The sequence below is a fragment of the Agromyces mariniharenae genome (genome assembly GCF_008122505.1).
In the GTDB taxonomy this organism is placed as follows: Bacteria; Actinomycetota; Actinomycetes; order Actinomycetales; family Microbacteriaceae; genus Agromyces; species Agromyces mariniharenae.
The window spans coordinates 607,029-631,405 of record NZ_VSSB01000001.1 but is presented as its reverse complement, the minus strand read 5'-3'; the positions used below and the strand labels follow the sequence as shown (position 1 = coordinate 631,405).

General features: G+C 71.5%; 16 protein-coding genes. 7 read left to right on the top strand and 9 right to left on the bottom strand.

Translation table 11 applies throughout. The features are described from left to right. Positions 1 to 5: 5 nt before the first annotated feature. A complete protein-coding gene (locus FYC51_RS02850; protein WP_148732167.1) occupies positions 6 to 2,612 on the top strand; it encodes a DUF4062 domain-containing protein in 2,607 nt (868 codons plus the stop codon). Between the two features lie 40 nt (positions 2,613 to 2,652). Here FYC51_RS02850 and FYC51_RS02845 read toward each other — a convergent pair whose 3' ends face one another. The 3 genes from FYC51_RS02845 to xylA form a co-directional block, all read right to left on the bottom strand. Continuing rightward, positions 2,653 to 2,934, bottom strand: a complete 282-nt coding sequence (locus FYC51_RS02845) for a hypothetical protein (RefSeq protein ID WP_148732166.1) — start codon at positions 2,932 to 2,934, stop codon at positions 2,653 to 2,655. Between the two features lie 114 nt (positions 2,935 to 3,048). Continuing rightward, positions 3,049 to 4,452 carry a xylulokinase gene (gene xylB, locus FYC51_RS02840; protein ID WP_148732165.1) on the bottom strand — a complete coding sequence of 468 codons (1,404 nt, stop codon included), beginning with the start codon at positions 4,450 to 4,452 and terminating at the stop codon, positions 3,049 to 3,051. Positions 4,453 to 4,622: 170 nt separating this feature from the next. Further along, the gene (gene xylA, locus FYC51_RS02835; RefSeq protein WP_148732164.1) at positions 4,623 to 5,813 is read right to left on the bottom strand and encodes a xylose isomerase; all 1,191 of its coding nucleotides are present in this window, start codon (positions 5,811 to 5,813) and stop codon (positions 4,623 to 4,625) included. 192 nt (positions 5,814 to 6,005) lie between these two features. Here xylA and FYC51_RS02830 point away from each other — a divergent pair, with 192 nt between their 5' ends. The 6 genes from FYC51_RS02830 (at position 6,006) to FYC51_RS02805 (ending at position 13,661) form a co-directional block, all read left to right on the top strand. After that, positions 6,006 to 7,016: a LacI family DNA-binding transcriptional regulator gene (locus FYC51_RS02830; RefSeq protein WP_148732163.1), complete on the top strand. Its 1,011-nt coding sequence runs from the start codon at positions 6,006 to 6,008 to the stop codon at positions 7,014 to 7,016. A gap of 117 nt (positions 7,017 to 7,133) precedes the next feature. Continuing rightward, positions 7,134 to 8,426 carry an ABC transporter substrate-binding protein gene (locus tag FYC51_RS02825; protein ID WP_148732162.1) on the top strand — a complete coding sequence of 431 codons (1,293 nt, stop codon included), beginning with the start codon at positions 7,134 to 7,136 and terminating at the stop codon, positions 8,424 to 8,426. A gap of 72 nt (positions 8,427 to 8,498) precedes the next feature. After that, positions 8,499 to 9,503: a carbohydrate ABC transporter permease gene (locus FYC51_RS02820; protein WP_148732161.1), complete on the top strand. Its 1,005-nt coding sequence runs from the start codon at positions 8,499 to 8,501 to the stop codon at positions 9,501 to 9,503. Further along, positions 9,500 to 10,441 (top strand): carbohydrate ABC transporter permease, encoded by a 942-nt coding sequence (locus FYC51_RS02815; protein ID WP_148732160.1) that lies wholly within the window; start codon positions 9,500 to 9,502, stop codon positions 10,439 to 10,441. The genes FYC51_RS02820 and FYC51_RS02815 overlap by 4 nt, the downstream gene beginning before the upstream one ends. 2 nt (positions 10,442 to 10,443) lie before the next feature. Next, positions 10,444 to 12,585: an alpha-xylosidase gene (gene yicI / locus FYC51_RS02810; protein ID WP_148732159.1), complete on the top strand. Its 2,142-nt coding sequence runs from the start codon at positions 10,444 to 10,446 to the stop codon at positions 12,583 to 12,585. Between the two features lie 50 nt (positions 12,586 to 12,635). Further along, on the top strand, positions 12,636 to 13,661 hold the full coding sequence (locus tag FYC51_RS02805) for a LacI family DNA-binding transcriptional regulator (RefSeq protein WP_148732158.1): 1,026 nt from the start codon (positions 12,636 to 12,638) through the stop codon (positions 13,659 to 13,661). 93 nt (positions 13,662 to 13,754) lie between these two features. Here the strand turns inward: FYC51_RS02805 and FYC51_RS02800 are convergent, their stop codons facing one another. From FYC51_RS02800 to FYC51_RS02775, 6 genes are all read right to left on the bottom strand, one after another. Then, positions 13,755 to 14,318, bottom strand: a complete 564-nt coding sequence (locus FYC51_RS02800; protein ID WP_187432459.1) for a DUF4232 domain-containing protein — start codon at positions 14,316 to 14,318, stop codon at positions 13,755 to 13,757. Between the two features lie 136 nt (positions 14,319 to 14,454). After that, positions 14,455 to 18,516, bottom strand: coding sequence for an endo-1,4-beta-xylanase (locus tag FYC51_RS02795; RefSeq protein WP_187432458.1), 4,062 nt, complete (start codon positions 18,514 to 18,516; stop codon positions 14,455 to 14,457). Between the two features lie 161 nt (positions 18,517 to 18,677). Continuing rightward, positions 18,678 to 21,077: a beta-xylosidase/alpha-l-arabinosidase gene (locus FYC51_RS02790; protein ID WP_148732155.1), complete on the bottom strand. Its 2,400-nt coding sequence runs from the start codon at positions 21,075 to 21,077 to the stop codon at positions 18,678 to 18,680. Next, positions 21,074 to 21,967, bottom strand: a complete 894-nt coding sequence (locus tag FYC51_RS02785) for a carbohydrate ABC transporter permease (RefSeq protein ID WP_148732154.1) — start codon at positions 21,965 to 21,967, stop codon at positions 21,074 to 21,076. Before FYC51_RS02785 ends, FYC51_RS02790 begins: the two co-directional genes overlap by 4 nt. A gap of 1 nt (position 21,968) precedes the next feature. Beyond that, a complete protein-coding gene (locus FYC51_RS02780) occupies positions 21,969 to 22,961 on the bottom strand; it encodes a carbohydrate ABC transporter permease (RefSeq protein WP_148732153.1) in 993 nt (330 codons plus the stop codon). Between the two features lie 2 nt (positions 22,962 to 22,963). After that, entirely contained in the window at positions 22,964 to 24,253 is a 1,290-nt protein-coding gene (locus FYC51_RS02775) for an ABC transporter substrate-binding protein (RefSeq protein ID WP_148732152.1), read from the bottom strand. Between the last annotated feature and the right edge of the window lie 124 nt (positions 24,254 to 24,377).

The window sequence follows — 24,377 nt, the reverse complement described above, 5'->3', positions numbered from 1 at the left end:
GCCGCATGGACCGGGTCGCGGGGGGCATCCGAACGCCCGATCAGCGCCTGCGCGTGTTCGTCAGCTCGACGCTGAAGGAGCTGGCGCCCGAGCGCCGCGCGGCCCGGGCGGCGATCGAGCGGCTGTCGATGGCGCCCGTGATGTTCGAGCTCGGCGCGCGGCCGCATCCGCCGCGATCGCTGTACCGCGCGTACCTCGAGCAGAGCGACATCTTCGTCGGCATCTACGGGGAGCAGTACGGCTGGATCGCCCCCGGCGAGGACGTGTCGGGCCTCGAGGACGAGTGGAACCTCGCCCCCGACATCCCGAAGCTCATCTACCTCAAGCGCACCGAGCGGCGCGACGATCGGCTCGAGGGCCTGATCGCGCGCATCCGCGCCGACGACCACGCCTCGTACGCCTCCTTCACGGATGCCGCGGACCTCGTCGACCTCGTCGCCGCCGATCTCGCGTCGCTGCTCGCCGAGCGCTTCGACGCGGCCGATCCCCGTCGTGTGCCGTTCACCGAACCGGCGCCCCAGCCCGCGTCGACGGAATCGGTGCGCCTGCCGTCGCCGCTCACCCGGCTCCTCGGACGCGATGCCGAGCTCGCGACCGTGACCCGCATGCTGGCCGACGACGGCAACCGGCTCGTGACGCTCACCGGGCCCGGTGGCATCGGCAAGAGCCGACTCGCGATCGCCGCCGCCCGCGAGGTCGAGACGTCGTACCCCGACGGCGTGGTGTTCGTCGACCTCGCGCCCGTGGTCGATCCCGGGCTCGTCATCACGACCGTGGCGAGCACTCTGGGCATCCGCGACACCGGCGAGGCGCCCATCGCCGAGACGCTGCGCGTCGCGCTCGCCGATCGACGCATGCTGCTCGTGGTCGACAACGTCGAGCAGGTCGTCGAGGCCGCGCCGACGCTCGCGGCGCTCCTCGGCGCGACCGAGGTGTCGATGCTGGCGACGAGCCGCATCCCGCTGCGGGTGGGCGGCGAGCAGAGCATCGAGCTCGGTCCGCTGCCGCCTGAGGCTGCGATGGACCTGCTCGTCGAGCGTGCCCGTGCGGTGAAGCCCGACTTCGAGCTCACCGACGCCAACGCGGCGCAGGTCGCCGCGATCTGCACGGCGCTCGACTGCGCGCCGCTCGCGCTCGAATTGGCTGCGGCTCGCCTGCGCGTGCTGACGCCTGCCGCGCTCGGGGAACGCCTCGACCACGCGCTGTCGCTGCTGACCGGCGGCGCTCGTGACCTGCCAGAGCGCCAGCGCACGCTGCGGGCGACGATCGACTGGAGCGCGCAGCTGCTCCGCGAGGAGGAGCGCGAGCTGCTGCTGCGGCTCGGCGTGTTCCGGTCGGGCTTCGGACTCGACGCCGCCGAGTGGATGGCGGACGGCCTCGGCGACGTGGACGCGATGGACGCGCTCGCCGCCCTGATCGACGGGAGCCTGGTGCGCGAGCAGGATCGAGGCGATCGGGCCTGGTACACCATGCTCGCCACGGTGCGCGAGTACGGACGCGAGCGTCTCGAGGAGCGCGGCATCCTCACCGCGACGGAGGAACGGCACGCCCGGTTCTACGCGGCGCTCTGCGACACCTCGAGCCGGCAGTACACGTGGATGGACCAGATCACCCTCATGTCGCGGCTCGCGGACGAGCGCGACGAGCTGCGGGCCGCCGTCGACCACTTCCTCGCCACCGCGGAGTTCCGCGATCTCGCCGAACTGGTGTGGCACCTGCACTGGTTCTGGTGGGTCGGCGGACAGCTCGGCGAGGTCCATGGCTGGATGAACCGGATGCTCGAGTCGGGTGCCGAGCTCGACGAGCGGAGCCGCACCATCGCGCGGTTCTACTCGAGCTCGATCCGCTTCGGCGAAGCGACGGATGCCGCGGGAGTCGCCGTGCTGGCCGACTGCGTGGCCTACTTCCACCGCACGGGTGACGTCTACGGCGAGACGCTCTCGCGCGTGATGCTCGCCGTCGCGCAGCTCTCGCTCGACCCGCCCGAGCTGGATTCCGCCGAGGCGAACCTCGACCGGGGGCTCGAGCTCGCCGAGGACCTCGAGAGCACGTTCGGTCGGACCCTGGTGCGGATCATGCTGGCCAGGGCGGCGATGGCGCGCGGTCAGCTGGACCGTGCCTTCGGACTGCTGAGCGACGGCCTCGCGATCGCCCGCGCCGGCGGCGACCGCCTCGGCGAGGCCATCGCCCTCAACCACCTGGGCTGGGAGCGACTGCTGAGCGGCGACGTCGCGCAGGCTCGGGCGGCCTTCGTCGAGCAGCTCGACATCTCCTCGTCCTTCGGCCACGAGGAGGGCTTCGCCTACGGACTCGAGGCGATGTCGGCGGTGGCGGCGGTCACCGGCGACCTCGAGCGGTCCGGGGTCCTGTTCGGGGCGGCCGAGAACGTGCGGGAACGCAAGGGCCTCGCGACGGGCGGGAGCTTCTCGCTGCACGGCCGGATCCTCGAGCAGGCGCTCGAGCGCGGCGGCGCGGACGGCACACGCATGTTCGAGCGGGGCCGACGCGCAGGCCGCAGCGCCGACCTCGCCGACATGGTCGCACTCGCGCTGGCGGCGCCGGGGTCGCAGGACTCGTCAGCGCCGCAGGGCGCGCCGACCACACTCGCCTGACCGGATCGTCGCCCGGTCGGCTCGCCTGATCGGGAGTCCGTCAGACCGTGTGCTTGCCCGGGTGCGGCTTCGGGGGCTCGGTGCGGATGTACTTGCCGTGGCGCTCCGACGGATCGACCGCGTCGGGATGCTCGGCCGTCGAGGTGTAGTCGCCCTCGACCGACTCGTCGTCGGCCACGCCGTCGGTGCGGGTGTACTCGCCGGCGACGCCGCGGACCTCGGGGCCCTCGCCGTCGACCTCGGTGTAGCGGCCCACGAGGCGGTCGGTCGACTCGGTCGCGTCGTCCTGCTCGGCGGGCTCGTTCGGAGTGGAATCGGACATCATCGCTCCCTCGCTCATGGTCCGGGGCGGCGCCGTGGTACGGCGACGTCTCGGCTTCATGCTACGCCCGCGAGCCGCGAGCACGGCTGGAAGACGGCCCTGACCTCGGCGTTCTCAGCCCGCGACGCCTGCAGCCGCCGCCGCGTACCGCTCGCGGATCACCGCGCGCGTGTCGGGCGCGAGCTCCTCGGCGGTCTCGACCGGCCACACCGGCCGCTCGCCCGTGAGCACCCACGCCGCCTGCCGCGCCGCGCCGTCGGCCACGTACTCGCCGGGCGCGGGCACCGTCACCGGCACGTCGAAGACCTGCGCCGCAACCTGCCGCACGGCGGGGTTCTGCGCCGCCCCGCCGATGAGCAGCACGCGCTGCGCGTCGACGCCCTGGCCGCGCACGGCGTCGAGCCCGTCGGCGAGTCCGCACAGCATGCCCTCGATCGCGGCGCGCGCGATCGACGGCCGCGTCGTGTTCGCGAGCGTGAGGCCCGAGAACGACGCGGTCGCGTCGGGCAGGTTCGGCGTGCGCTCGCCCTCGAAGTACGGCACGAGCACGGCGCCGGATGCCCCGGGCTCGCCCTCGAGCGCGATCCGCCCGAGCTCGGCGTGGTCGACGCCGAGCAGGCGGGCGGTGGCGTCGAGCACGCGAGCCGCGTTGAGCGTGGCGATGAGCGGGAGGAAGCGCCCCGTGGCATCCGCGAACCCGGCGACCGTGCCCGAGGCGTCGGCGACGGGGGCATCCGTCACGGCGAAGACCGTGCCGCTCGTGCCGATCGACACCACGACGTCGCCGGATGCCGCGTCGAGGCCGAGCGCGGCCGCCGCGTTGTCGCCCGCGCCGGGGCCGACGAGGATGCCGTCGGGCGTGCGGCCCGCCGCTTCGCCGGGGCCGAGCACGCGCGGGAGGATCGCGTCGTGCCCGAGCGCCCGGGCGAGGAGGTCTCGGTCGTAGCCGTCGGCGCCCCAGTACGCGGTGCCGCTCGCATCCGACCGATCGGTCGTGAGCTCGGTGAGCACCGGACCGAGCGGCGACTCGCCCTCGGGGCCGTAGCCGCGCAGGCGCCACGTCAGCCAGTCGTGGGGCAGCGCCACCGCCGCGACGCGCGCCGCGGCATCGGGCTCGGCGTCGCGCAGCCAGCGGAGCTTCGTCGCCGTGAACGACGCCACCGGCACGACGCCCGTGCGGCGCGCGTACTCGTCGGCGCCCACCTCGTCGATCAGGTCGCGCGCGGCCCCTGCCGACCGGGTGTCGTTCCAGAGCAGGGCGTCGCGGATGACCCGGCCCTCGGCATCGAGCACGACCATGCCGTGCTGCTGCCCGCCGATCGAGATCGCCTCGACGCCGTCGAGCCCGCCGGCATCCGTGAACGCCTGCAGCAGGGCGCCCCACCAGGCGGCGGGGTCGACCTCGGTGCCGTCGGGGTGCGGGGCCCGGCCGGAGCGCACGAGCGCGCCGGTCGCGGCATCCCGGATCACGACCTTGCAGGACTGCGTCGACGAGTCGACGCCGGCGACCAGGGCCATGGGAACTCCTTCGTCAGCGGGACATGCTGATCGTTGCGCCACTTGCGCGTCCTCTGCGCCACTTCACGTGGCGCGTCGGCCGCCGAAGTGGCGCAGAGGGGCGGCGGTGGGTGGGGGAGGGTGGGGGAGGTGGCGGCATCCGCGCGGTGCCGGCGGATGCCTCCAGGGCCTCAGCGCGCGCCGAGCACGTGCTCCGTGGCGAGCTGCTGCAGGCGCACGAAGCCGAAGCCCTTGCCGCCCAGGTACGCCGAGGCGTCGAAGTCCTCGAACGCCGAACGGTCGGCAAGGAGGTCGTCGTAGGACTCGCCGTCGCCGAGGGTCGGCTGCGCGAGCTCGAGCACCTTCGCGGCCTCGAGCGCCTCCTGCACCTCGGGGTCGGCGCGGAAGGCCGCGGCGCGCTCCTTCAGCAGCAGGTAGGTGCGCATGTTCGCCGCGGCGGAGTCCCAGACGCCGGTCTCGTCCTCGGTGCGGCTCGGCTTGTAGTCGAAGTGGCGGGGGCCCTCGTAGGCCGGTCCGCCGTTGGGGCCGCCGTTCTCGAGCAGGTCGACGAGCGCGAACGCGTTGTGCAGGTCGCCGTGGCCGAACACGAGGTCCTGGTCGTACTTGATGCCGCGCTGGCCGTTGAGGTCGATGTGGAAGAGCTTGCCGTGGTACAGCGCCTGGGCGATGCCGGCGGCGAAGTTGAGGCCCGCCATCTGCTCGTGGCCGACCTCGGGGTTGAGGCCGACGAGCTCGGGCCGCTCGAGCGAGTCGATGAAGGCGAGCGCGTGGCCGACGGTGGGCAGCAGGATGTCGCCGCGGGGCTCGTTCGGCTTGGGCTCGATCGCGAACTTCAGGTCGTAGCCCTTGTCGGTCACGTAGTCGCCGAGGAGGTTGACGGCCTCGCGGTAGCGCTCGAGGGCCGAGCGGATGTCCTTGGCGGCGTCGTACTCCGCGCCCTCGCGGCCACCCCACATCACGAACGTCTTCGCGCCGAGCTCGGCGGCGAGGTCGATGTTGCGCAGCACCTTGCGGAGCGCGAAGCGGCGCACCTGGCGGTCGTTCGACGTGAAGCCGCCGTCCTTGAAGACGGGCGCGCTGAACAGGTTGGTCGTGACCATCGGCACGATGATGCCCGTCGCCTCGAGCGCACCCTTCAGGCGGTCGATCTGCGTCTGGCGCTCGGCATCGGACGAGCCGAACGCGAACAGGTCGTCGTCGTGGAAGGTGAGGCCGTAGGCGCCGAGCTCGTCGAGCTTCTCGACCACGTGCACGACGTCGAGGGGCTTCCGCGTCGGGCCGCCGAAGGGATCGGTGCCGTTGTAGCCGACGGTCCAGAGGCCGAAGGAGAACTTGTCGTCGCGGGTGGGCGCGCTGGCCATGGGTGACCGCCTTTCAGCGTCATCGGTGATTTGTTGGCAGATACAACATAAGGCTCCGCCCGGTCGTGGCGCAAGTCCGGAGGCACCGAGAGCCATTTGTTCGAGATTTCCACAAAACACTTGCGAAGCGCTTCGACATGTGCGTACAGTTCCCGACGAACCGATCGAAACGTTTAGACGATGGAGTCCGACATGGCGAAGATCCACGAGGTGGCCAAGGCCGCCGGTGTGTCGATCAGCACCGTGTCGTACGCCCTGAGCGGCAAGCGCACGATCTCCGCCGAGACACGGCGACGCATCGAGCAGGCCGTGCGCGACCTCGACTACCGGCCCAACGCCGGCGCTCGCATGCTCGCCGGCCGCCGCACGAACATCTTCGCGCTCACCGAGCCGTTCCGCGCCGACACCCACGCGCCGGCGCACATGGCGTTCGTGCTCGCGACCTCCATCGCCGCCCGGCGCTTCGACTACGACATCCTGCTCCTCACCGAGGAGGAGGCGTCGGCCGGCATGCGCCGGGTCGCCTCGAGCGGGCTCGTCGACGGCGTGCTCGTGCTCGACGTCGCCCCCGACGACGAGCGCGTCGACCTCGCCCGGCGCATCTCGCTGCCGTCGGTCTTCATCGGCGTGCCGAACGACCACGAGGGCCTCGTGTGCGTCGACCTCGACTTCGAGGCGGCGGCGGGCCTCGCCGTCGATCGCCTCGCCGAGCTCGGCCACCGCGTCATCGGGCTGGTCGGCCACCCGCCCGTCGCCTACGAGAAGTCGAACTTCCCGCCGCGCGTGCGGTCGGGCTTCGAGCGCCGCGCCGCGGAGCTCGGGCTCGTTGCATCCGTCGAGCTGCCCGAGCCGAACGGCCGGCGCGGCGAGGGGGTGCGCGCCTCGGTGCGCGCGCTGCTCGACGCCGGCACGACCGGGCTCGTGCTGCACTGCGACGACGCGGGGCACGCCGCCGCGCTCGACGAGGTCGCCCGGCGCGGCCTCGTCGTGCCGCACGACGTCTCGGTCGTGTCGGTCGGCGCGACGTTCGACACCACCGCCTTCCATCCGCCCATCGACTCGGTGCCGCTGGTGCCGCAGGCGTCGTGCGACCTCGCGGTCGACCTCGCCATGCGCCTCGTGGAGGGCGACGACGTCGCCCCCGGCGTGCACCTCATCGAGCCCGGGTACCAGGACCGGGGCTCGACCGCGCCGCCGCCCTGACCGGCGCGGCGCCACCCTGTCGGGGTGCTTCGCGGCTTCCTATCGAAGCGCTTCGACAATTCACCACCATCCACGCACCACACGAACACCCCAACCACATCCCCCACGGAGGTAGCAATGAAGCACACCAAGACCCTCGCGGTCGCCGCGTCCCTCGCGGCCGCCGCGCTCGCCCTGAGCGGTTGCTCGGGCGGCGACGCAGGCGGCGACGCCGACACGCTCCGCCTCTGGCACTACGAGGGCGCCGACAGCGCGATGGGCAAGGCCTGGGACGAGGCGATCAAGGTCTTCGAGGAGGAGACCGGCGCGACCGTCGAGTTCGAGGAGAAGAGCTTCGAGCAGATCCGATCGACCGCCAGCCAGGTCCTCAACTCCGACGAGGCCCCCGACCTGCTCGAGTACAACAAGGGCAACGCGACCGCGGGCCTCCTCTCGAGCCAAGGGCTGCTCACGCCGCTCGACGACGCGGTCGAGGAGTACGGCTGGGACGACGCCCTCGCGCCCTCGCTGCAGACCACGGCGAAGTACGACGAGGACGGCATCATGGGCTCGGGCAGCTGGTTCGGCGTGCCCAACTACGGCGAGTTCGTCGAGGTCTACTACAACAAGGACGCGTTCGCGGCCGCCGGCCTCGAGGTGCCGACGACGCTCGACGAGTTCGAGGACGTGCTCGCCGCCTTCGCCGCGCAGGGCGTGACCCCGCTCGCCGAGTCGGCCGCGGAGTACCCGCTCGGCCAGCTCTGGTACCAGCTCGCGCTCTCCAAGGCCGACCGCCAGTTCGTGAACGACTACCAGCTCTACGAGAACCCCGTCGACTGGACGGGCGACGAGATCACGTACGCGACCGAGACCATCGCGGACTGGACCGGGAAGGGCTACATCTCCACCGACTCGAGCGGCCTCAAGGCCGAGGACGCGGGCGTCGGCTTCATCAGCGGCGACTACCCGATCTTCTTCTCGGGCAGCTGGTGGTACGGCCGCTTCGCGAGCGAGATCTCCGACTTCGAGTGGGGCACGTTCCTGTTCCCCGAGACCGAGCTGTCGCCGGGATCCGCGGGCAACATGTGGGTCGTCCCCGAGCAGGCGAAGAACAAGGAGCTCGCCTACGAGTTCATCGACATCACGATGCGCCCCGAGATCCAGGCGATCCTCGGCAACAACGGCGGCGTGCCGGTGGCGGCCGACGAGGCCGACATCACCGACCCGAAGTCGCAGGAGCTCATCGCGAACTTCAACGCGCTCACCGAGAAGGACGGCATCGCCTTCTACCCCGACTGGCCCACGCCGACGTTCTACGACGAGCTGAACGCCGCGCTCCAGGAGCTGGTCAACGGCACCAAGTCGCCCGCCGACGTCCAGCAGCAGCTCGGCGAGCAGTACCAGGCCGGTGTCGAGGACATCGTCGGCTGACCGATGACGGATGCCGCGGGCGCACGTCGGCCCGCGGCATCCGCCCCTCGACCCACCTCGGAAGGAACCATCATGTCCGAAGCCCTCGACACGCGGGCGGCGACCCTGCCGGAGCGCGGCGACGCCGCCGCGCGACGCGAGGCGCGTCGCCCCGCGCGCGGCGGCCGGAGCCTCATCCCCGGCTCGGGCCGGAACGCGTTCTGGCTCTACCTCGTGCCGGGCCTCGCCCTGCTCGCCGTCATCGTCGTGATCCCGCTGGGGTGGAACGTCTTCCTCACCTTCACGGAGTACCGCGGCATCCGCCCGCCCGAGTGGATCGGCCTCGACAACTGGGTCGAGCTGATGGGCGACGAGGTCTTCTGGACGTCGTTCGGCAACTCGATCGCGATGATCGTCGCGATGGTGGTCGTGCCGACGCTCGTCGGCCTCGTGCTGGCCGCCATGCTGTTCGACCTCATCGGCAAGAAGTTCGGCGGGAAGCTCGCGAGCTTCCTGCGCGCCACCTACTACCTGCCCCAGATCCTGCCCGCCGTCATCGCCGCGATCGTCATCGGCTGGATCCTGCGCCCGCAGAACGGCGCCCTCAACCAGGTGCTCGAGGCGATCGGCCTCGGCGACCTCTCCCACAACTGGCTCGGCAGCCCCGACACCGCCCTCGCCAGCATCATGGTGATCATGGTCTGGGTGCAGCTCGGCTACCCGATCGTCATCTTCATGGCCGCGCTGCAGCGGGTCGACCCCGAGCTCTACGAGGCGGCCGAGCTGGACGGCGCGAACTGGTTCCAGCGGTTCCGCGCGATCACGCTCGGCATCATCCGGCCCGAGATCTTCGTCGTCACCCTGACCTGCACGATCGCCGCGCTCAAGGTGTTCGGCCCCGTCTACGCCCTCACGGGCGGTGGCCCGGGCACGGCCACGATCGTGCCGGCCTACTACGCGTACAGCGAGTTCTTCCAGTCGCAGCAGGTCGGATACGGCGCCACCATCGCGACGGCCCTCACGATCGTCATCGCGGCGGTGAGCGTGGTGTTCATCCTCGTGCAGAACCGCGTCGAGAAGCAGGAGGAGGAGCGATGACCGCCATCATCGAGGAGCTCGACCCCGACCACCGCGCGGTCGAGCTGCCCCCGCCCCCGTCGAGCCGCCGTCGCGCGTCGCGCCGCGGGTCAGGCCGCGGCGCGAACGGCCCCACGAAGCGCACGACCGGCGACTGGGTCGTGCTCGTCGTCGCGATCGTGCTCGGCTTCTTCATCGCCGTGCCGTTCCTGCTCATCCTGATCAACTCGTTCAAGTCGCCGGCCGACTACAACACGTCGGGGCCGCTGACACTGCCGACCGAGTTCTACGTCGACGGCATCGTCGCGTTCTGGGAGCGCGTCGACTTCCCGCAGAAGCTCTGGAACAGCGTGTTCATCTCGGGGCTCGTCGCGGTCTTCGCGGTGGCGCTGTCGATGTTCAACGCCTTCGCGCTCGGCATCGGCCGGGTGAAGGGCCGGCTCTGGATCGTCGTGCTCATCCTGCTCGCGAACATGCTGCCGCAGGAGGTGCTGCTCTACCCGCTGTACTTCATGTTCAAGGAGGTCGGCCTCTACGACAGCCAGTGGGCGGTGATCATCATCTTCACCGTCATCCAGTCGGCGTTCGGCACCTACCTGCTCGCATCCGTGTACTCGACGTTCCCGAAGGAGATGCTCGAGGCGGCCTCGCTCGACGGCGCGAGCCGGTGGCAGATCCTCTGGCGGGTCGTGTACCCGATCTCGCGGCCGACGCTCTCGGTGCTGCTGATCTTCTTCTTCATCTGGACGTGGAACGAGTTCCTGATCCCGCTCACCTTCCTCGTGTCGAACGACACGCAGACCGTGCCGGTGGCGATCACCGTGCTGCAGGGCGACCGGCTCATGGACGTCACGACGACGAGCGCCTCGGCGCTGCTCGGGCTCATCCCGACCCTAGTGTTCTTCCTCATCTTCCAACGCACCCTCACCCGGGGCATCACCGCAGGAGCAGTCAAGTAGTCATGAAGTTCACCGATGGGTTCTGGCACACCCGGCCCGGCGTCGAGGCGCTCTACGCGCAGGAGGCCCGCGACCTCGCGGTCGACGGCGACGAGCTCGTCGCCTGGGCGCCGACGCGCGTCGTCGCGACGCGGGGCGACACGCTCAACCGGCCGATGCTCACGGTCTCGCTCGCGAGCCCGGCCGAGGGCGTGATCCGGGTGCGCATCGAGCACCACTGCGGCACGCCGCGCGACGTCGGCTTCGGCATCGGGTCGGATGCCGCGCACCGCCCGGTCATCGCGATCGACGACGAGGGCGGCGTGGTCGACGCCGGCTCGCTGCGCGCGCGCATTCGACGCGGCGCGCCGTGGGACCTCTCGTTCGAGCACGACGGCGGCACGTACACGTCGAGCGGGCACAAGTCGGTCGGGTACATGCGGCTGGAGCCGGGTGCCCCCGTGGCGGCCGAGCCCGCGGGCGTGGCCGGCATCACGACGACGGGCCTCGCTGCGGCATCCGCCTACCTGCACGCGCAGCTCTCGCTGGGCGTGGGCGAGCTCGTCTACGGGCTCGGGGAGCGCTTCGGCCCGCTCGTGAAGAACGGCCAGACCGTCGACGTGTGGAACGCCGACGGCGGCACGTCGAGCGAGCAGTCCTACAAGAACGTGCCGTTCTACCTCACGAATCGCGGCTACGGCGTGCTCGTGAACCACGCGGGCCACGTCTCGTTCGAGGTCGGCTCCGAGGCCGTGGAGCAGGTGCAGTTCTCGGTCGCGGGGGAGTGCCTCGAGTACTTCGTCATCGCGGGTCCGACCCCTGCCGAGGTGCTCGACCGGTACACGCGGCTCACCGGCCGACCGGCGCAGGTGCCCGACTGGTCGTACGGCCTCTGGCTCTCGACGAGCTTCACGACCGACTACGACGAGGACACCGTCAACGCGTTCATCGACGGGATGGCCGAGCGCGACATCCCGCTCGAGGTGTTCCACTTCGACTGCTTCTGGATGCGCGAGTTCCACTGGACCGACTTCGAGTGGGATCCGGCCGTGTTCCCCGACCCCGAGGGCATGCTCGCGCGCCTGCACGACCGCGGCCTGCGCGTGAGCGCGTGGCTGAACCCGTACATCGCGCAGCGCTCGAGGCTGTTCCGGGAGGGCGTCGAGCACGGCTACCTCGTGCGCCGGCCCGACGGCAGCGTCTGGCAGTGGGACCTCTGGCAGGCCGGCATGGCGCTCGTCGACTTCACGAACCCCGAGGCGACGCGCTGGTTCCAGGCGCACCTGCGGCGCCTTCTCGCGCAGGGCGTCGACGCGATCAAGACCGACTTCGGCGAACGCATCCCCATCGACGTCGCCTGGCACGACGGCAGCGACCCCGAGGCGATGCACCACCGCTACACGCAGCTCTACAACCGGGCCGTGTTCGACGTGCTCGAGGAGGTGCGCGGCCCGGGCGAGGCGGTGCTGTTCGCCCGGTCGGCCACGGCCGGCGGCCAGTCGATGCCCGTGCACTGGGGCGGCGACAACTCGTCGACCTTCACCTCCATGGCCGAGAGCCTGCGCGGCGGCCTGTCGCTCGCGCTCAGCGGCTTCGGCTACTGGAGCCACGACATCGGCGGCTTCGAGGGCGACCCCGACCCGGCGGTGTTCAAGCGCTGGCTCGCGTTCGGGCTGCTCTCGAGCCACTCGCGGCTGCACGGCTCGACGAGCTACCGCGTGCCGTGGGCGTTCGACACCGGCGACGAGGCACCGGGCCAGAGCGCGGTCGAGGTCGCTCGCGCGTTCACGAAGCTCAAGGCTTCGCTGCGCCCGTACCTCGTCGCCGCGGGCGACGAGGCGCACCGCACCGGCCGGCCGGTCATGCGACCGATGCAGCTCGAGTTCCCCGACGACCCGGCGACGGCCTACCTCGACCGGCAGTACCTGCTCGGGCCGAGCTTGCTGGTGGCGCCGGTGTTCTCGGCGTCGGGCGAGGTGGACTACTACCTGCCCGCGGGCCGGTGGACGAACTGGTTCACGCGCGAGGTCGTCGAGGGCGGTGGCTGGCGCCGCGAGGTGCACGGCTTCGACACCGTGCCGCTGTGGATCCGCGAGGGCGCCGTCGTGCCCGTCGTCGACGAGGAGGGGCGTGCCGGCGAGGTGCGCGGTGCCGCGGCATCCTGAGTCGGCTGCGCTGTTCACGGATCGCAAGTTTCGGCGATAGGCTTCGAAACATGGCAACGGATGTCGCGGGGGAGCGGGTGACGCTGGCCGAGGTCGCCGAGGAGGCGGGCGTCTCGCTGTCGACCATCTCCAAGGTGCTCAACGGACGAACGGATGTCGCGCCGGCGACGCGTTCGCGCGTCGAGCAGCTCCTGCACGATCGTGGGTACGTCCGTCGCGGCGCCGGCCGCTCCGAGGCGCACGCCGACCTCATCGAGCTCGTGTTCCACGAGCTCGACCCGATCTGGTCGATGGAGGTCATCGGCGGGGTCGAGTCGGTCGCGAAGGCGGAGGGCCTGAGCGTCGTGCTCACCGTGAGCGGCAGCCGGCACGCGCCCGATCCCGACTGGATCGACGGCGTCATCCGCCGCCGGCCCGTGGGCGTCGTGCTCGTCTTCTCGGAGCTCGCGCCCGAGTACCGGGAGCAGCTGCGCGCACGGGCGATCCCCTTCGTCATCGTCGACCCGGCCGGCGACCCGTCGCCCGACGTGCCGAGCGTGGGCTCGGCGAACTGGTCGGGCGGCCTCGCCGCGACCCGGCACCTCATCGAGCTCGGACACGAGCGGATCGCGGCGATCACGGGGCCCGAGGACATGATGTGCTCGCTCGCGCGCCTCGACGGCTATCGTTCGGCGATGAACACCGCGGGACTCCCCATCCGCGAGGAGTGGATCCGGTTCGGCGACTTCCACACCTCCGGCGGCCGCGACCGGGCGCGCGAGGTGCTCGACGGCCCCGAGCGGCCGACCGCGATCTTCGCCGGCAGCGACATGCAGGCGCTGGGCGTGCTCGAGGCGGCGCGGGAGCGCGGCATCCGCGTGCCCGAGGACCTCTCGGTCGTCGGCTACGACGACATCCCGCTCGCGCGCTGGCTCACGCCGAAGCTCACGACCGTGCACCAGCCGCTCCGGCGCATGGGCGAGGAGGCGGCACTGCTCGCGCTGCGGCTCGCCGAGGAGGCCGTGGAGTCGACGCCGCGCATGGACCTCGCGACGAGCCTCGTGGTGCGCGACAGCACGGCGCCCCCGCGAGCCTGAGCGCGGGTCACGCGCCTGGCTTCGACCCCTTCACGTGATCATCCTCCGGTCGAAGCAGGTCGGGCTTCTGAATCGATGGGGCCGACCTGGAGGTCATCCTCGTCGGCGTCCAGGCACACTTCGATGTCGACCGGCGCGACGATCGGACCGGATGCGTCGGGCAACACCAGGGTGACACCCCGTCGCGGCGACCGGGAACTGGCAGGGGTCATCGCTCGCCCGATCGGCCGTCTGCGCGATCCGGGCCCAGATGTAGGCGCGTTGCCCGGGAGCGATGGTCACGACCTCGCCGGCGCGGCCGTAGTCGTCGGCCGTTGCAGCGCCTTCGACGCCGTAACCCACGGTCTCGATCGGCCCGGACGCGCCCAGGAACGCCGTCTCGCTCGGGAATCCGGAAAGGGAGCAGTCCGTGTCGCCGGTGTTGGTGAGCGCGATGTACGCGGTCTGCGGAGCGGCCGGATCGGTTCCCCACTCGATCTGCGCGATGAAGTGGTCTTGGCACGCGACGCCTTCAGACGGCGTCGGAGTCGGTGCCGCGAGCGTGGTCGGCGAAGCGGACTGCGGTGGCGGATCGGTCGACGCTGTGCACGCGGCCAGGGTCGCGACTGCCCAGGCTGCCAGCAGACCCACCGCGAATCGGGATGCTGCGCTGCTCATGTCCCGCATCGTAGCGGTTTGCCCGGCTTTATGGGCATATATCTTCCTATAATCCGGGCTCTGGTCGCGGCATCCGACGCACGGCGCCGCCGGCCGGGTGGGGAGTCCCGGCCGGCGGCGCCGCCGATCGCCCGCGCTAGGGAAGCGGGCGGCCGATCCCGGGAACGGTGACGGGCGAGGTGGCCGCGACGCCCGCGTCGAGCCCGTCGGCCGTCGCGGTGACGATGACCGTCAGCGCCGAGCCGCGGTCGAGGCCGTGCACGCGGTACAGCGCACCGGTCGCCCCGGGGATGTCGACGCCGTCGCGCTGCCACTGGTACGACAGCTCCACCGGCGACGGGCTCCACTCGCCCGGATCGGCCGTGAGCACGCGACCCGCGAGCGACTGGCCCTGGATCGACGGCGCGACGACGTTCTCGACGGCGGTCGGCGCGGCCGGGCCGACGAACTCGCCGACGCCCCAGCGCGCCGTCGACTGGTACCCGGCACCCGTGGGGTCGGCCCAGTTGCGGATCGCCGTGCGCTGGCCACCCGACGCGTCGTTGACCTGGAAGTCCAGCCCGTGGAAGGTGCCGAGGCCCGCAGCGTCGCCGAGGTCGACCGACAGCTCGACGACGTACCCGCCGTCGACGAGCGCCGTGGCACTCTGCACGCGTGCCCGCTGGAACCCCTCGTCGCCCGTGCCGAACGACACCGCGTTCGCGGCGCTCACCCGGATCTGCGTGTCGTCGTACCGGTACGAGCCGTTCTTCGCGTTCCCCGGGTCGACGTAGACCTCGACCGAGTCCTGGATCCAGGGGTCGGAGCCCGAGACGTCGACGATCGGGTCGGCGACCTCCGCGAGCACGTACAGCGTGTCGCCCGACCAGAGCGTGCGGACGTCCGCGGTCGCGCCGGTCTCCCCGAGCACGGGCTTCTCGGTGCGCACGGTGTTCGCGTCACTCCACGCGGCCTCGATCGCGCCGTCCACGGCGGGTGCCGCGTCGGCCTCGACGACCTCGAGGACGGACAGCGGCTCGACGAGCGTGAGCGTGCCGAGCACGCCCGGCGCGTTCCAGCCCACCGTCTCGCCCGAGGCATCCGTCACCCGCAGGTCGAACGCGAGCGTGTCGCCCTGCACGGCACCCGACAGCGGCAGGTGCGCGACGAGGTCGTAGCCGCCCTCGTGCTCGGTCACCTCCGCCGCGACGCCGCCCGACCCGTCGCGGCCGACGGTGATCACGGCGTCGCCGAGCCGCAGCTCCACGCCGTCCACGGCATCCGTCGTCGCGTCGTCGACGCTCGCGAACACCGTGAGGTGGTCGCTCGCCCAACGGAGCTGGAACTCCGCCACGCCCTCGACGGCGTGCCGCGGCAGCCGGTCCCACTCGGGCGACGCGGTCGCCGCATCGTCGAGCGGCACGTCGCCGGCGAACACGTTCGCGGTGCGCTGCGGCGCGGGAAGGTCGCCGTCGATGGCACCGTGGTACGCGGGCTTGGCCCGGTACTGGTCGTCGAAGATCAGCGGCGCACCCGAGCCGGCACGCCAGCTGCGACCGTCGGTGAGGCCCCACACCGTGACCGAGTACAGCGAGTCCGCGTGCTCGCGGAACACCCGGAACGCGTCGCGATAGTAGTAGCCCTGGTCGACGAGCTTCGCCTGCGCGACCGGGGTGCCGGTCGTGACGTCGAGCTCGGTGACCGCCTGCGTGACGGGCAGGTCCTCGAAGGCGACGATCGCCTGCTCGAGGGCCGAGACGGGCATCGCGAGGCTCACGTGGAACTGGTGTCCCACGCCGTCGACCGGCACGCCACGTGCGAGCAGCCGCTCCACGAGGGCGCGGTAGCGCTCCTGCTTGCCGCCCTGCTCGGTGTTGTAGTCGTTGATGAAGAGGGCGACCGGCCGGTCCGCGCCATCCGCCGCGTGGACCTCGTTGAAGGCCTCGTCGGCGTATGCGAACGCGAGGTCGATGAACTCCTCCCCGAGGATCCGGTACCACTCGCTGCGGCGCAGGCCGTCGGTGAACTCGCCGCCGTCGGAGACGACCTCGTTCACGACGTCGAACGCGGTGAGCGGGTTGGTGTCGGAACCGAACGGACCGTACTTCCCGGCGAGGTACTCGGCCACGTCGAAGATGTGCGTTCGCATCCGGTCGCGCAGCACCGCCCTGCCGGCGTCGTCGGCCGCGAGCGGCTGACCCGCGTCGTCCTGGAAGAACCAGGCGGGCGTCTGGCTGTGCCACACGAGCACATGCCCGTACACGCGCAGGTCGTGCTCCTGCGCGAAGTCCATGACGGCGTCCGCCTCGGCGTTCGCGGCGACGAAGTCGCCGTCCGCGTCGTACCAGGCCTCGGGCTTCATGAAGTTCTCGGGCGTCACCTGGTCGAAGTGGCGCAGCAGCAGCTCGGATGCCGCACCCGACGTCTCGCGGCTGTCGATCGCGACGCCCACCGGGAAGTCGACCGTCTCCCGGATGCCCGTGAGGTCCTCGATGACCGGAGGCTCGGGCACGCGGAGCACGATGTCGTCGACGTAGAGGTCGCTGATATTGCCCACCGCGCCGTTGTCCCACCGGGTCTCGAAGTAGAGCAGCGAGCCGTCGGCGTCGGAGCCCTGGAAGGTCGCCGTCACCTCGGTCCATCCGCTGTTCGTGACGGTGTCGAACTGCGCGAGCGTCGCGAAGGCGGTGGTGCCGCCGGTCGTGTTCGCGCGGCTCAGCCAGACGTCGTCGACGTCCTGGCCCTCGCCGAAGCGCAGCCAGGCGGTGAGCTCGTAGGTCACGGACGGGTCGAGCAGCCCGGTCACGTCGTGGCCGATTCCGTCGCCCTGGGTCGACCGGTCCGTCACGACCGCCGCCTGCGCGCCGCCGTGCGCCTGCGCCGTCGAGAGCTCGACCGTCGCGGTCGTGGTGCCGCTGCCGCCGCGCAGGCCCCAGCCGTCGAGCCCGTCCTCGAAGTCGGTGTCGAGCACGACCTCACCCGCGGCCGGCGGCGTGCCCTTCGGGAAGACGAACTGCCAGCCGTCGGCGAGCCGCTCGGCGACCACCGTCTGCACCGCCGCGAGGGTGCCCGACCGGTCGCCGCCGCCGTCGTGCGCGAGCACGACCTCGCCCGGCTTCATGGCCGTGCGGAGGTTCCCGGTCAGGGTCGCCACATCCTGGGTCGCCCAGTCGTCGATCGTGTTGACCACTGCGAGCGGCTGCATGCCGAGCGCGACCGCGACCGCCGGCGTGACGCCCCAGCTGCCGTTGGGGGCGCGCCAGAACGGCACGGGCTGGTTCGGGTCGCCGAGCGCGGTGCGGATGATCTGCAGGTTGGCCTTCAGGTCGGCCTCGACCTGCGCCGCCGACCACGAGCCCATGTCGGCGTAGCCCGTCGAGTGGTTGCAGAGCACGTGGCCCTCGTCGACGATCCGCTGCAGGATCGCGGCGCCGCCCGGTGCGGTGATGTTCTGCCCGATGACGCAGAACACGGCCTTCAGGTCGTGGGCGGCGAGGAAGTCGAGCAGCGCAGGCGTCGTCCCGGGGTTCGGCCCGTCGTCGAACGTCAGGGCCGAGACGTTCCCTGTGCCCTCCGCCAGGCTCACCGGCGTGACGACGGGGTTGATCGCGCCGCCCGGCACGAAGTCGGGATCGGGCACCGTGCCTCCGTCCTCGGTCGTGATGAGGAGGTCGTCCACAAGGAACGACGGGTTCCGGTCGCCGATCGCGGCCGCCTCGATGTACAGGTTCGCGCCGGCCAGCGCGTCGGGGAACACGTAGGCGCCCCCGATCTGCACCCAGCCGTCGGCCGTGGTGTCGACGGACCCGCCGATCCACGTGTAGGTGTTCGAGCCGCCGCCGGCGGGCGTCTGCTCCGCGGTGAAGTGGATGCCGGTCGTGCCCGCCTCGCCGGCGGGCAGCTTCACCCACGCCGAGAACTGGTAGGTGCCACCCGGTTGCAGGCCCAGCGTCGCGGAGCTCGCCGACACCCCCTGCCAGTTCGCCGTGCGGTTCGTCACGGCGAGGCTCTTGGCGCCGCCGTGGGCCTCGGCCTCGGTCACGGTGAGCGAGACGCCCCCGCGCGGACCCCAGGGGCCGGTGGTGCCGTCCTCGAAGTCGGCCGCACTGACCATGACCGGGTCGGCACTGGCCGGGGCCGCGATGGCGACGCCGAGCGCGGCCGACACGGCGGCCGCAGTGGCGAGGGCGAGTGTTCTCAGGATCCTGCGTCGTTGCATGATGAGCGCTCCTTCGCGCGTCGATGGCGGTCGGCGTCGCGCGAGGCGACGCCGACCCGTCCTGGTGCGTGGTGATGCGAGGGGATCCGGTGAGGGACCGGTAGGGCTGTCCTCCTTCTGGGTGGGTCCTATCTGCATCGGGGGCTTCTGCGAGCGCGGCCTCAGTCCATGACGGATGCCGCGGCGGCACCGGTGTGCGCCGCGATGCGCTCCACCGTCACCTCGGGGTGCAGCCGGCGGGTGTGGTCGACGGTGCGGATCGGCCCGGTGAGCCGCACGGAGTGCGCGTACGGCAGGTCGCCGCTCGAACGGCCCGCGCTCAGCACGAGCTCGCCCGGCTCGACGATCCGCTCGCCCGGGCGCACGGTGAACGACGCCAGGTCGGCCGGCACGATGAACCGCACATCGGCCTCCTCGCCCGGGGCGAGCTCGATGCGGGCGAACCCGATGAGCCGCTGCACGGGCCGCACGATCGTCGCGACCGGATCGTGCAGGTACAGCTGCACCACCTCGACGCCGCGACGCTCGCCGGCGTTGCGGACCCGCAGGCGCACCGCGGCCGAACCGTCGGTGCCGATCTCGGCCTCGTCGCCCGCGAAGTCCGACCACTCGAACGTCGTGTACGTGAGGCCGTGGCCGAACGGGTACCGCGGCGTGGGATCGATGTTCGAGACGCCGTTGCGCTGGTCGAGCGGCGACGCGAGGTAGGTCGACGGGTGCACGCCCGCCGACGCCGGCACGGAGACGGGCAGCCGCCCGCCGGGTTCGACGCGGCCGCTCAGGATGCCCGCGAGCGCGCGGGTCCCCTCCTCGCCGGCGAAGAACGCCTCGAGGATGGCGGCGGCACGGTCGGGCGCGGTGCCGAGCGTGTACGGGCGTCCCGCGAGCATCGTCACCACGGTGGGCACGCCGGCGTCGAGCACGGCCTCGAGCAGCACGGCCTGGGCGCCCGGGAGCTGCAGCGACTCGGCGTCGCAGCCCTCGCCGCTCGTGCCCCGGCCGAACAGCCCCGCACGATCGCCGAGGGCCAGCACGACGACGTCGGCCGAGGCCGCCAGCGCCGTGGCATCCGGGATTCCGTCGACCTCGTCGCCGTCGATGCTCGTTCCGGCGGCGTGGACGATCTCGGCGTCGGGGAACTCGACGCGCAGCGACTCGAGCAGCGTGGGCAGCTCGATGCCGTCGCCCGACTCGGGATGGTGGACGCCCACGTGCGTCGGGAAGGCGTAGCACCCGAGCACCGCGAACCGGTCGTGGGCGGTCGGGCCGATGACCGCGATCCGCCGCGGCGCAGTGAGCGGCAGCGTGCCGTCGTTGCGCAGGAGCACGATCGCGCGCTCGGCGATCTCCGCGGCGAGCGCCCGGTTCACGGGCGGATCGAGGTCCACCGTTCCCCGCACGGCGTCGATGTCGTCGGCGCGGCCGGCGAGGGCCGGCGGCATGGCATCCCACTCGGCGTCGAGGAGACCGAGTTCGAGCTTCTGGGCGAGCACGCGCCGGAGCGCTCGGTCGAGCACTGCCTCGTCGAGACGGCCGTCGGCGACGGCCTCCAGGAGCGGGGCGCCGAACGCGTGGACGGTCGGAAGCTCGACGTCGATGCCCGCCTCGAGCGCGGCCGCCGCGGCATCCGCCAGCGACCCGGCCGTGCCGTGCAGGGTCTGCAGGAACGCGACCGAGAAGTAGTCGGCGACCACCGTGCCCGTGAAGCCCCACACGTCGCGGAGGAGCTCGGTGAGGATCGAGGCATCCGCCGCCGTCGGGACCCCGTCGAGGTCGGTGTACGCGTTCATGACCGACCGCGGTCGGCCCTCGCGCAGCACCATCTCGAACGGCGGCAGCAGCACGTCCGCGAGTTCGCGGCGTCCGATCGACACCGGGGCGAGGTTGCGCCCTGCGCGCGAGGCCGAGTAGCCCACGAAGTGCTTGAGCGTCGCGACGATGCCGGCGGACTCGAGCCCGCGCACGTATGCCGACCCGATGGTGCCGATCAGGTACGGGTCCTCGCCCATGGTCTCCTCGACCCGGCCCCAGCGCGCGTCGCGCACCACGTCGAGCACGGGGGCGAGGCCCTGGTGGATGCCGACCGATCGCATGTCCTCGCCGATCCGGCGGGACATCCGTTCGATGAGCTCGGCGTCGAACGTGGCAGCCCACGACAGCGGGACCGGGTATGCGGTCGCACCCCACGCGGCGAAGCCGGCGAGGCACTCCTCGTGCGCGACCGCCGGGATGCCGAGCCGGCTCTCCGCCGCGATGCGGCGCTGCGTGCGGGCCAGGGAGAGCGCACCCACGCCGGGGTCCACCGGTGCGGTGCCGAACGGGCGCGTGAGCTGGCCGAGCCCCTTCGGGACGAGCTCGTCGAGGTCGACGTCGCCGATCATCTCGTGCTGGTTCGGGGCGACGTCCTCGCCGTCGGCGGAGGCGCCGACCCAGACGCCGTAGAGCTGTGCGATCTTCTCCTCGAGCGTGAGCTCGGCGACGAGGGCCTCGACGCGGGCGGTGGCGGGCAGGCTCGTGTCCTGCCACGGGCGCACGACCCGGGCGGTCTGCTGGTCGGTCATCCCTTCACCGCCCCGGTGAGGCCGCCGACGATGCGCTTCTCCGCGAGGAGGAAGAACACGAGTGCCGGGATCATCGCGAGGGACGTGTAGGCGAGCACGGCGCCGGTGTCCTGCGAGTACTGCGTGGAGAACTGGGTCACGCCGAGCGGCAGCGGCCACAGCTCCTGGGGGAGCGTACCGGTCGAGATCACCAGGAGCGGGAGCAGGTACCCGTTCCAGCTGCCGATGAACGCGAGGATGCCGACGGTGACGAGGCCCGGCATCGACAACGGCAGCAGGATGCGCCAGAAGAACCCGATGCGGCTCGTCCCGTCGATGGCGGCGGCCTCCTCGAGCTCGTCGGGGATGGCCCGGAGGAACGGCACCAGGATGATGATCGTGGTCGGCAGCGCGAACGCGACGCTCGGGATGATCACGCCGAGGTAGGAGCCGTGCAACCCGAGCGTGCGCAGCATGAGGGTCAACGGCAGCGCAGCGACGGTCAGCGGGAACATGAGGCCGGCGGCGAACAGCCCGTACAGCCCCTGGCGTCCACGGAAGGTGTACCGGGCGATGACGAACGCGGCCATGATCCCGAAGACGACCGTGCCGGCGGTCGTGGCGACCGCGAGGATCATGCTCGCGAAGACATTGCCCCAGAACCGGGGCGAGCCGAGCACGGTCGACCAGTTCTGGAGCGTCCACGGGTCGGGCAGGCCCGCCGGGTTCGCGTTCAGGTCGGCCGTGGTGCGGAACCCGCCGATGAACACGTAGAGCACGGGCCCGATGGCGACCGCGACGATCACGAGCGCGATGACGTAGACGAACGGCTGGCCCCAGTCGAACCGGCGTCCGGCCGGCTCGTGCGGAGCGCCCCGGCCGTCGGTGGTGATGGCGGTGGTGGCGGTCATGTCAGCGCACCCCTCTGGTGACGGCGCCGGCGAGGTCGCGACGCAGGGCGAAGCGCTGGTACACGAGCGCGATGACGAGCGAGATCAGGAACAGGATCACGGCGATGGCGCTGCCGTAGCCGGGCTGCCCGCCGAACTGGCCCTTCTCGACCATGTAGGTGGCCATGGTCTGGGTCGCATTCAGCGGACCGCCGCGCGTGGTGACCCACACCATGTCGAAGAGCTGCAGCGAGCCGATGATCGACAGGAACGCCCAGATGCGGATGGTCGGACCGAGCAGGGGGATCGTGATGTACCGCTGCACCTGCCACCAGCTCGCGCCGTCGATCGACGCGGCCTCGGCGAGCTCCTCGGGCACGCCCTGGAGCCCCGCCAGCATCAGCAGGATGGCGAAGCCGACGTACTTCCAGGTCAGGATGAAGAACATCGTCCAGAGGGCGATCGCGGGGTCGGCGAGCCAGTTCTGCTGGAGGGCGCCGAGGCCGAGCGCCTCGAGGAGCGCGTTCACGCCGCCGTTGGGCTGGAGGAGGAGCTTCCACGAGAGGCCCGCGATGACCTCGGCGAGCACGTACGGGACGAAGATCAGGAGGCGGAACGCCGTGCGGCCGCGCATGCGCCGATTGAGCAGCAGCGCGACGCCGATGGCGATCGGGCCCTGGATGAGCAGGCTCATCCCGAGGATGAAGAAGTTGTGGCCGACGGCACCCATGAAGACGGGGTCGGCGAGCGCGCGCCGGTAGTTCTCGAGGCCGACGAAGCGTGCGGGGTCCGCCAGGTCGTCCCACTGGAAGGCCTGCGGGAGGTTGTAGAAGCTGTAGACCGCCGCCAGGATCACCGGCAGGATCACGAAGCCGAGGAACAGGATGAGGGCCGGGCCCACGAAGAGGGCGATCTCGGCCCGGGTGCGGCGGGCGGCCGACCTGCGCCTGGCCGGGGGAGCGGGGGCCGGGCCCGCGGAGACCGCGGGCCCGGCCGATTCGAGGAGCGTTGCCATGGCTAGAGCGTGGCCGCCGCGTCCTGCATCATCGTGACGACGTCCTCGGGGGAGCCGACGCCGCCGAACAGGTTGACGATGCCCTCGTTCATGGCGTTGCCGACCGTCGTGCCGAACGCCGTGTCGAACCAGAGCTGCACGAAGGACGCCTCGGCGAGGCCTTCGGCGACCGCCTTGAGGTTCGGGTCCTCGAGCGATGCCGTCGCCGACGGGACGGTCGGGATGCCCGAGCCGCTGGCCGCGAACTTGGCCTGCACGTCCTCGCTCATGATGTACTCGAGGAGCTCGGCGCACTCCGGCGGAGCGTCCTTCGAGCAGCCGAATCCGTCGCCGCCGCCGAGCGCCGCGGTCGGGTCACCTGCGGAGCCCTCGATGCCCGGGAAGGGGAACCACCCGAGGTACTCGGGGACCGTCTGGTCGGGCGTCAGCCCGCCGATCACGCCCGCGTTCCAGTGGCCCATGAGCTCCATGGAGGCCTGGCCGTTCGCCACGAGGCCGGCCGAGCTGCCGGCGCCCTGCTGGGCGGGCGTGCCGAGGAAGCCCTCCTGGAACGGGTTGGTGCCGAGGAACTCCTGCAGCTGCTCGCCGGCCTCGACCCAGCAGTCGTCGCTGAAGTCGTAGTCCGTCTCGGCCGCCTGCAGCGTCTCGGGCGAGCAGGAGTGCAGCGCGAACTGGTACCACCAGTGCGCGGCCGGCCACTTGTCGCCGGCGCCGACCGCGATCGGGGTGAAGCCGGCCTCGCGCAGCTTGCCGGTCGCCTCGATCAGCTCGTCGAGCGTCGTGGGGGGCGTGTCGATGCCGGCCTGCGCGAACTGGTCCATGTTGTACCAGAAGCCCTCGATGCCGAACGTGAAGGGGACGCCGTAGGTGGCGCCGTCGACCTGCCACGGGTTGATCGTCGCGCCGACGCTCTCGATGGTGTCGGGGATCGCCTCGTCGAGGGGCATGAGGTAGTCGTTCTCGACCTGGTCGCGAAGCTCGCCGCCGGGCCACACCTGGAACAGGTCGGGTGCGTCTCCGGACGCCAGGGCGTTGGGGATGAGCGTGCGCTGCAGCTCCTCGTTCTGGTAGCCGGTCTGCTCGACGGTGACGCCCGGGTGGGCTTCCTCGAACTCGGCCGCGACCTCCTCCCACACTGCGGGGAGCGGGCCGGAGGTGGCGTTGTGCCACCACGTGAGGGTCACGCCGTCGCCCTCGCCGTCGCCGGCGGAGGGGGCGCATCCGGCAAGGGCGACGGCGGCGAGGCCGGCGCTGAGACCCAATGCGACGAGCCTCGTGCTGCGTCTGTTCATCGTTGAACCTCTCGAAAGTTTCGACTTCAACGTCGAAAGTGATCTGGACGCCCCGAATATACGTCAAGAAGCTATTTGGGGTCAACAGCAACAAATTCGGCGCGTCGACGGGACCCGTGCAGGC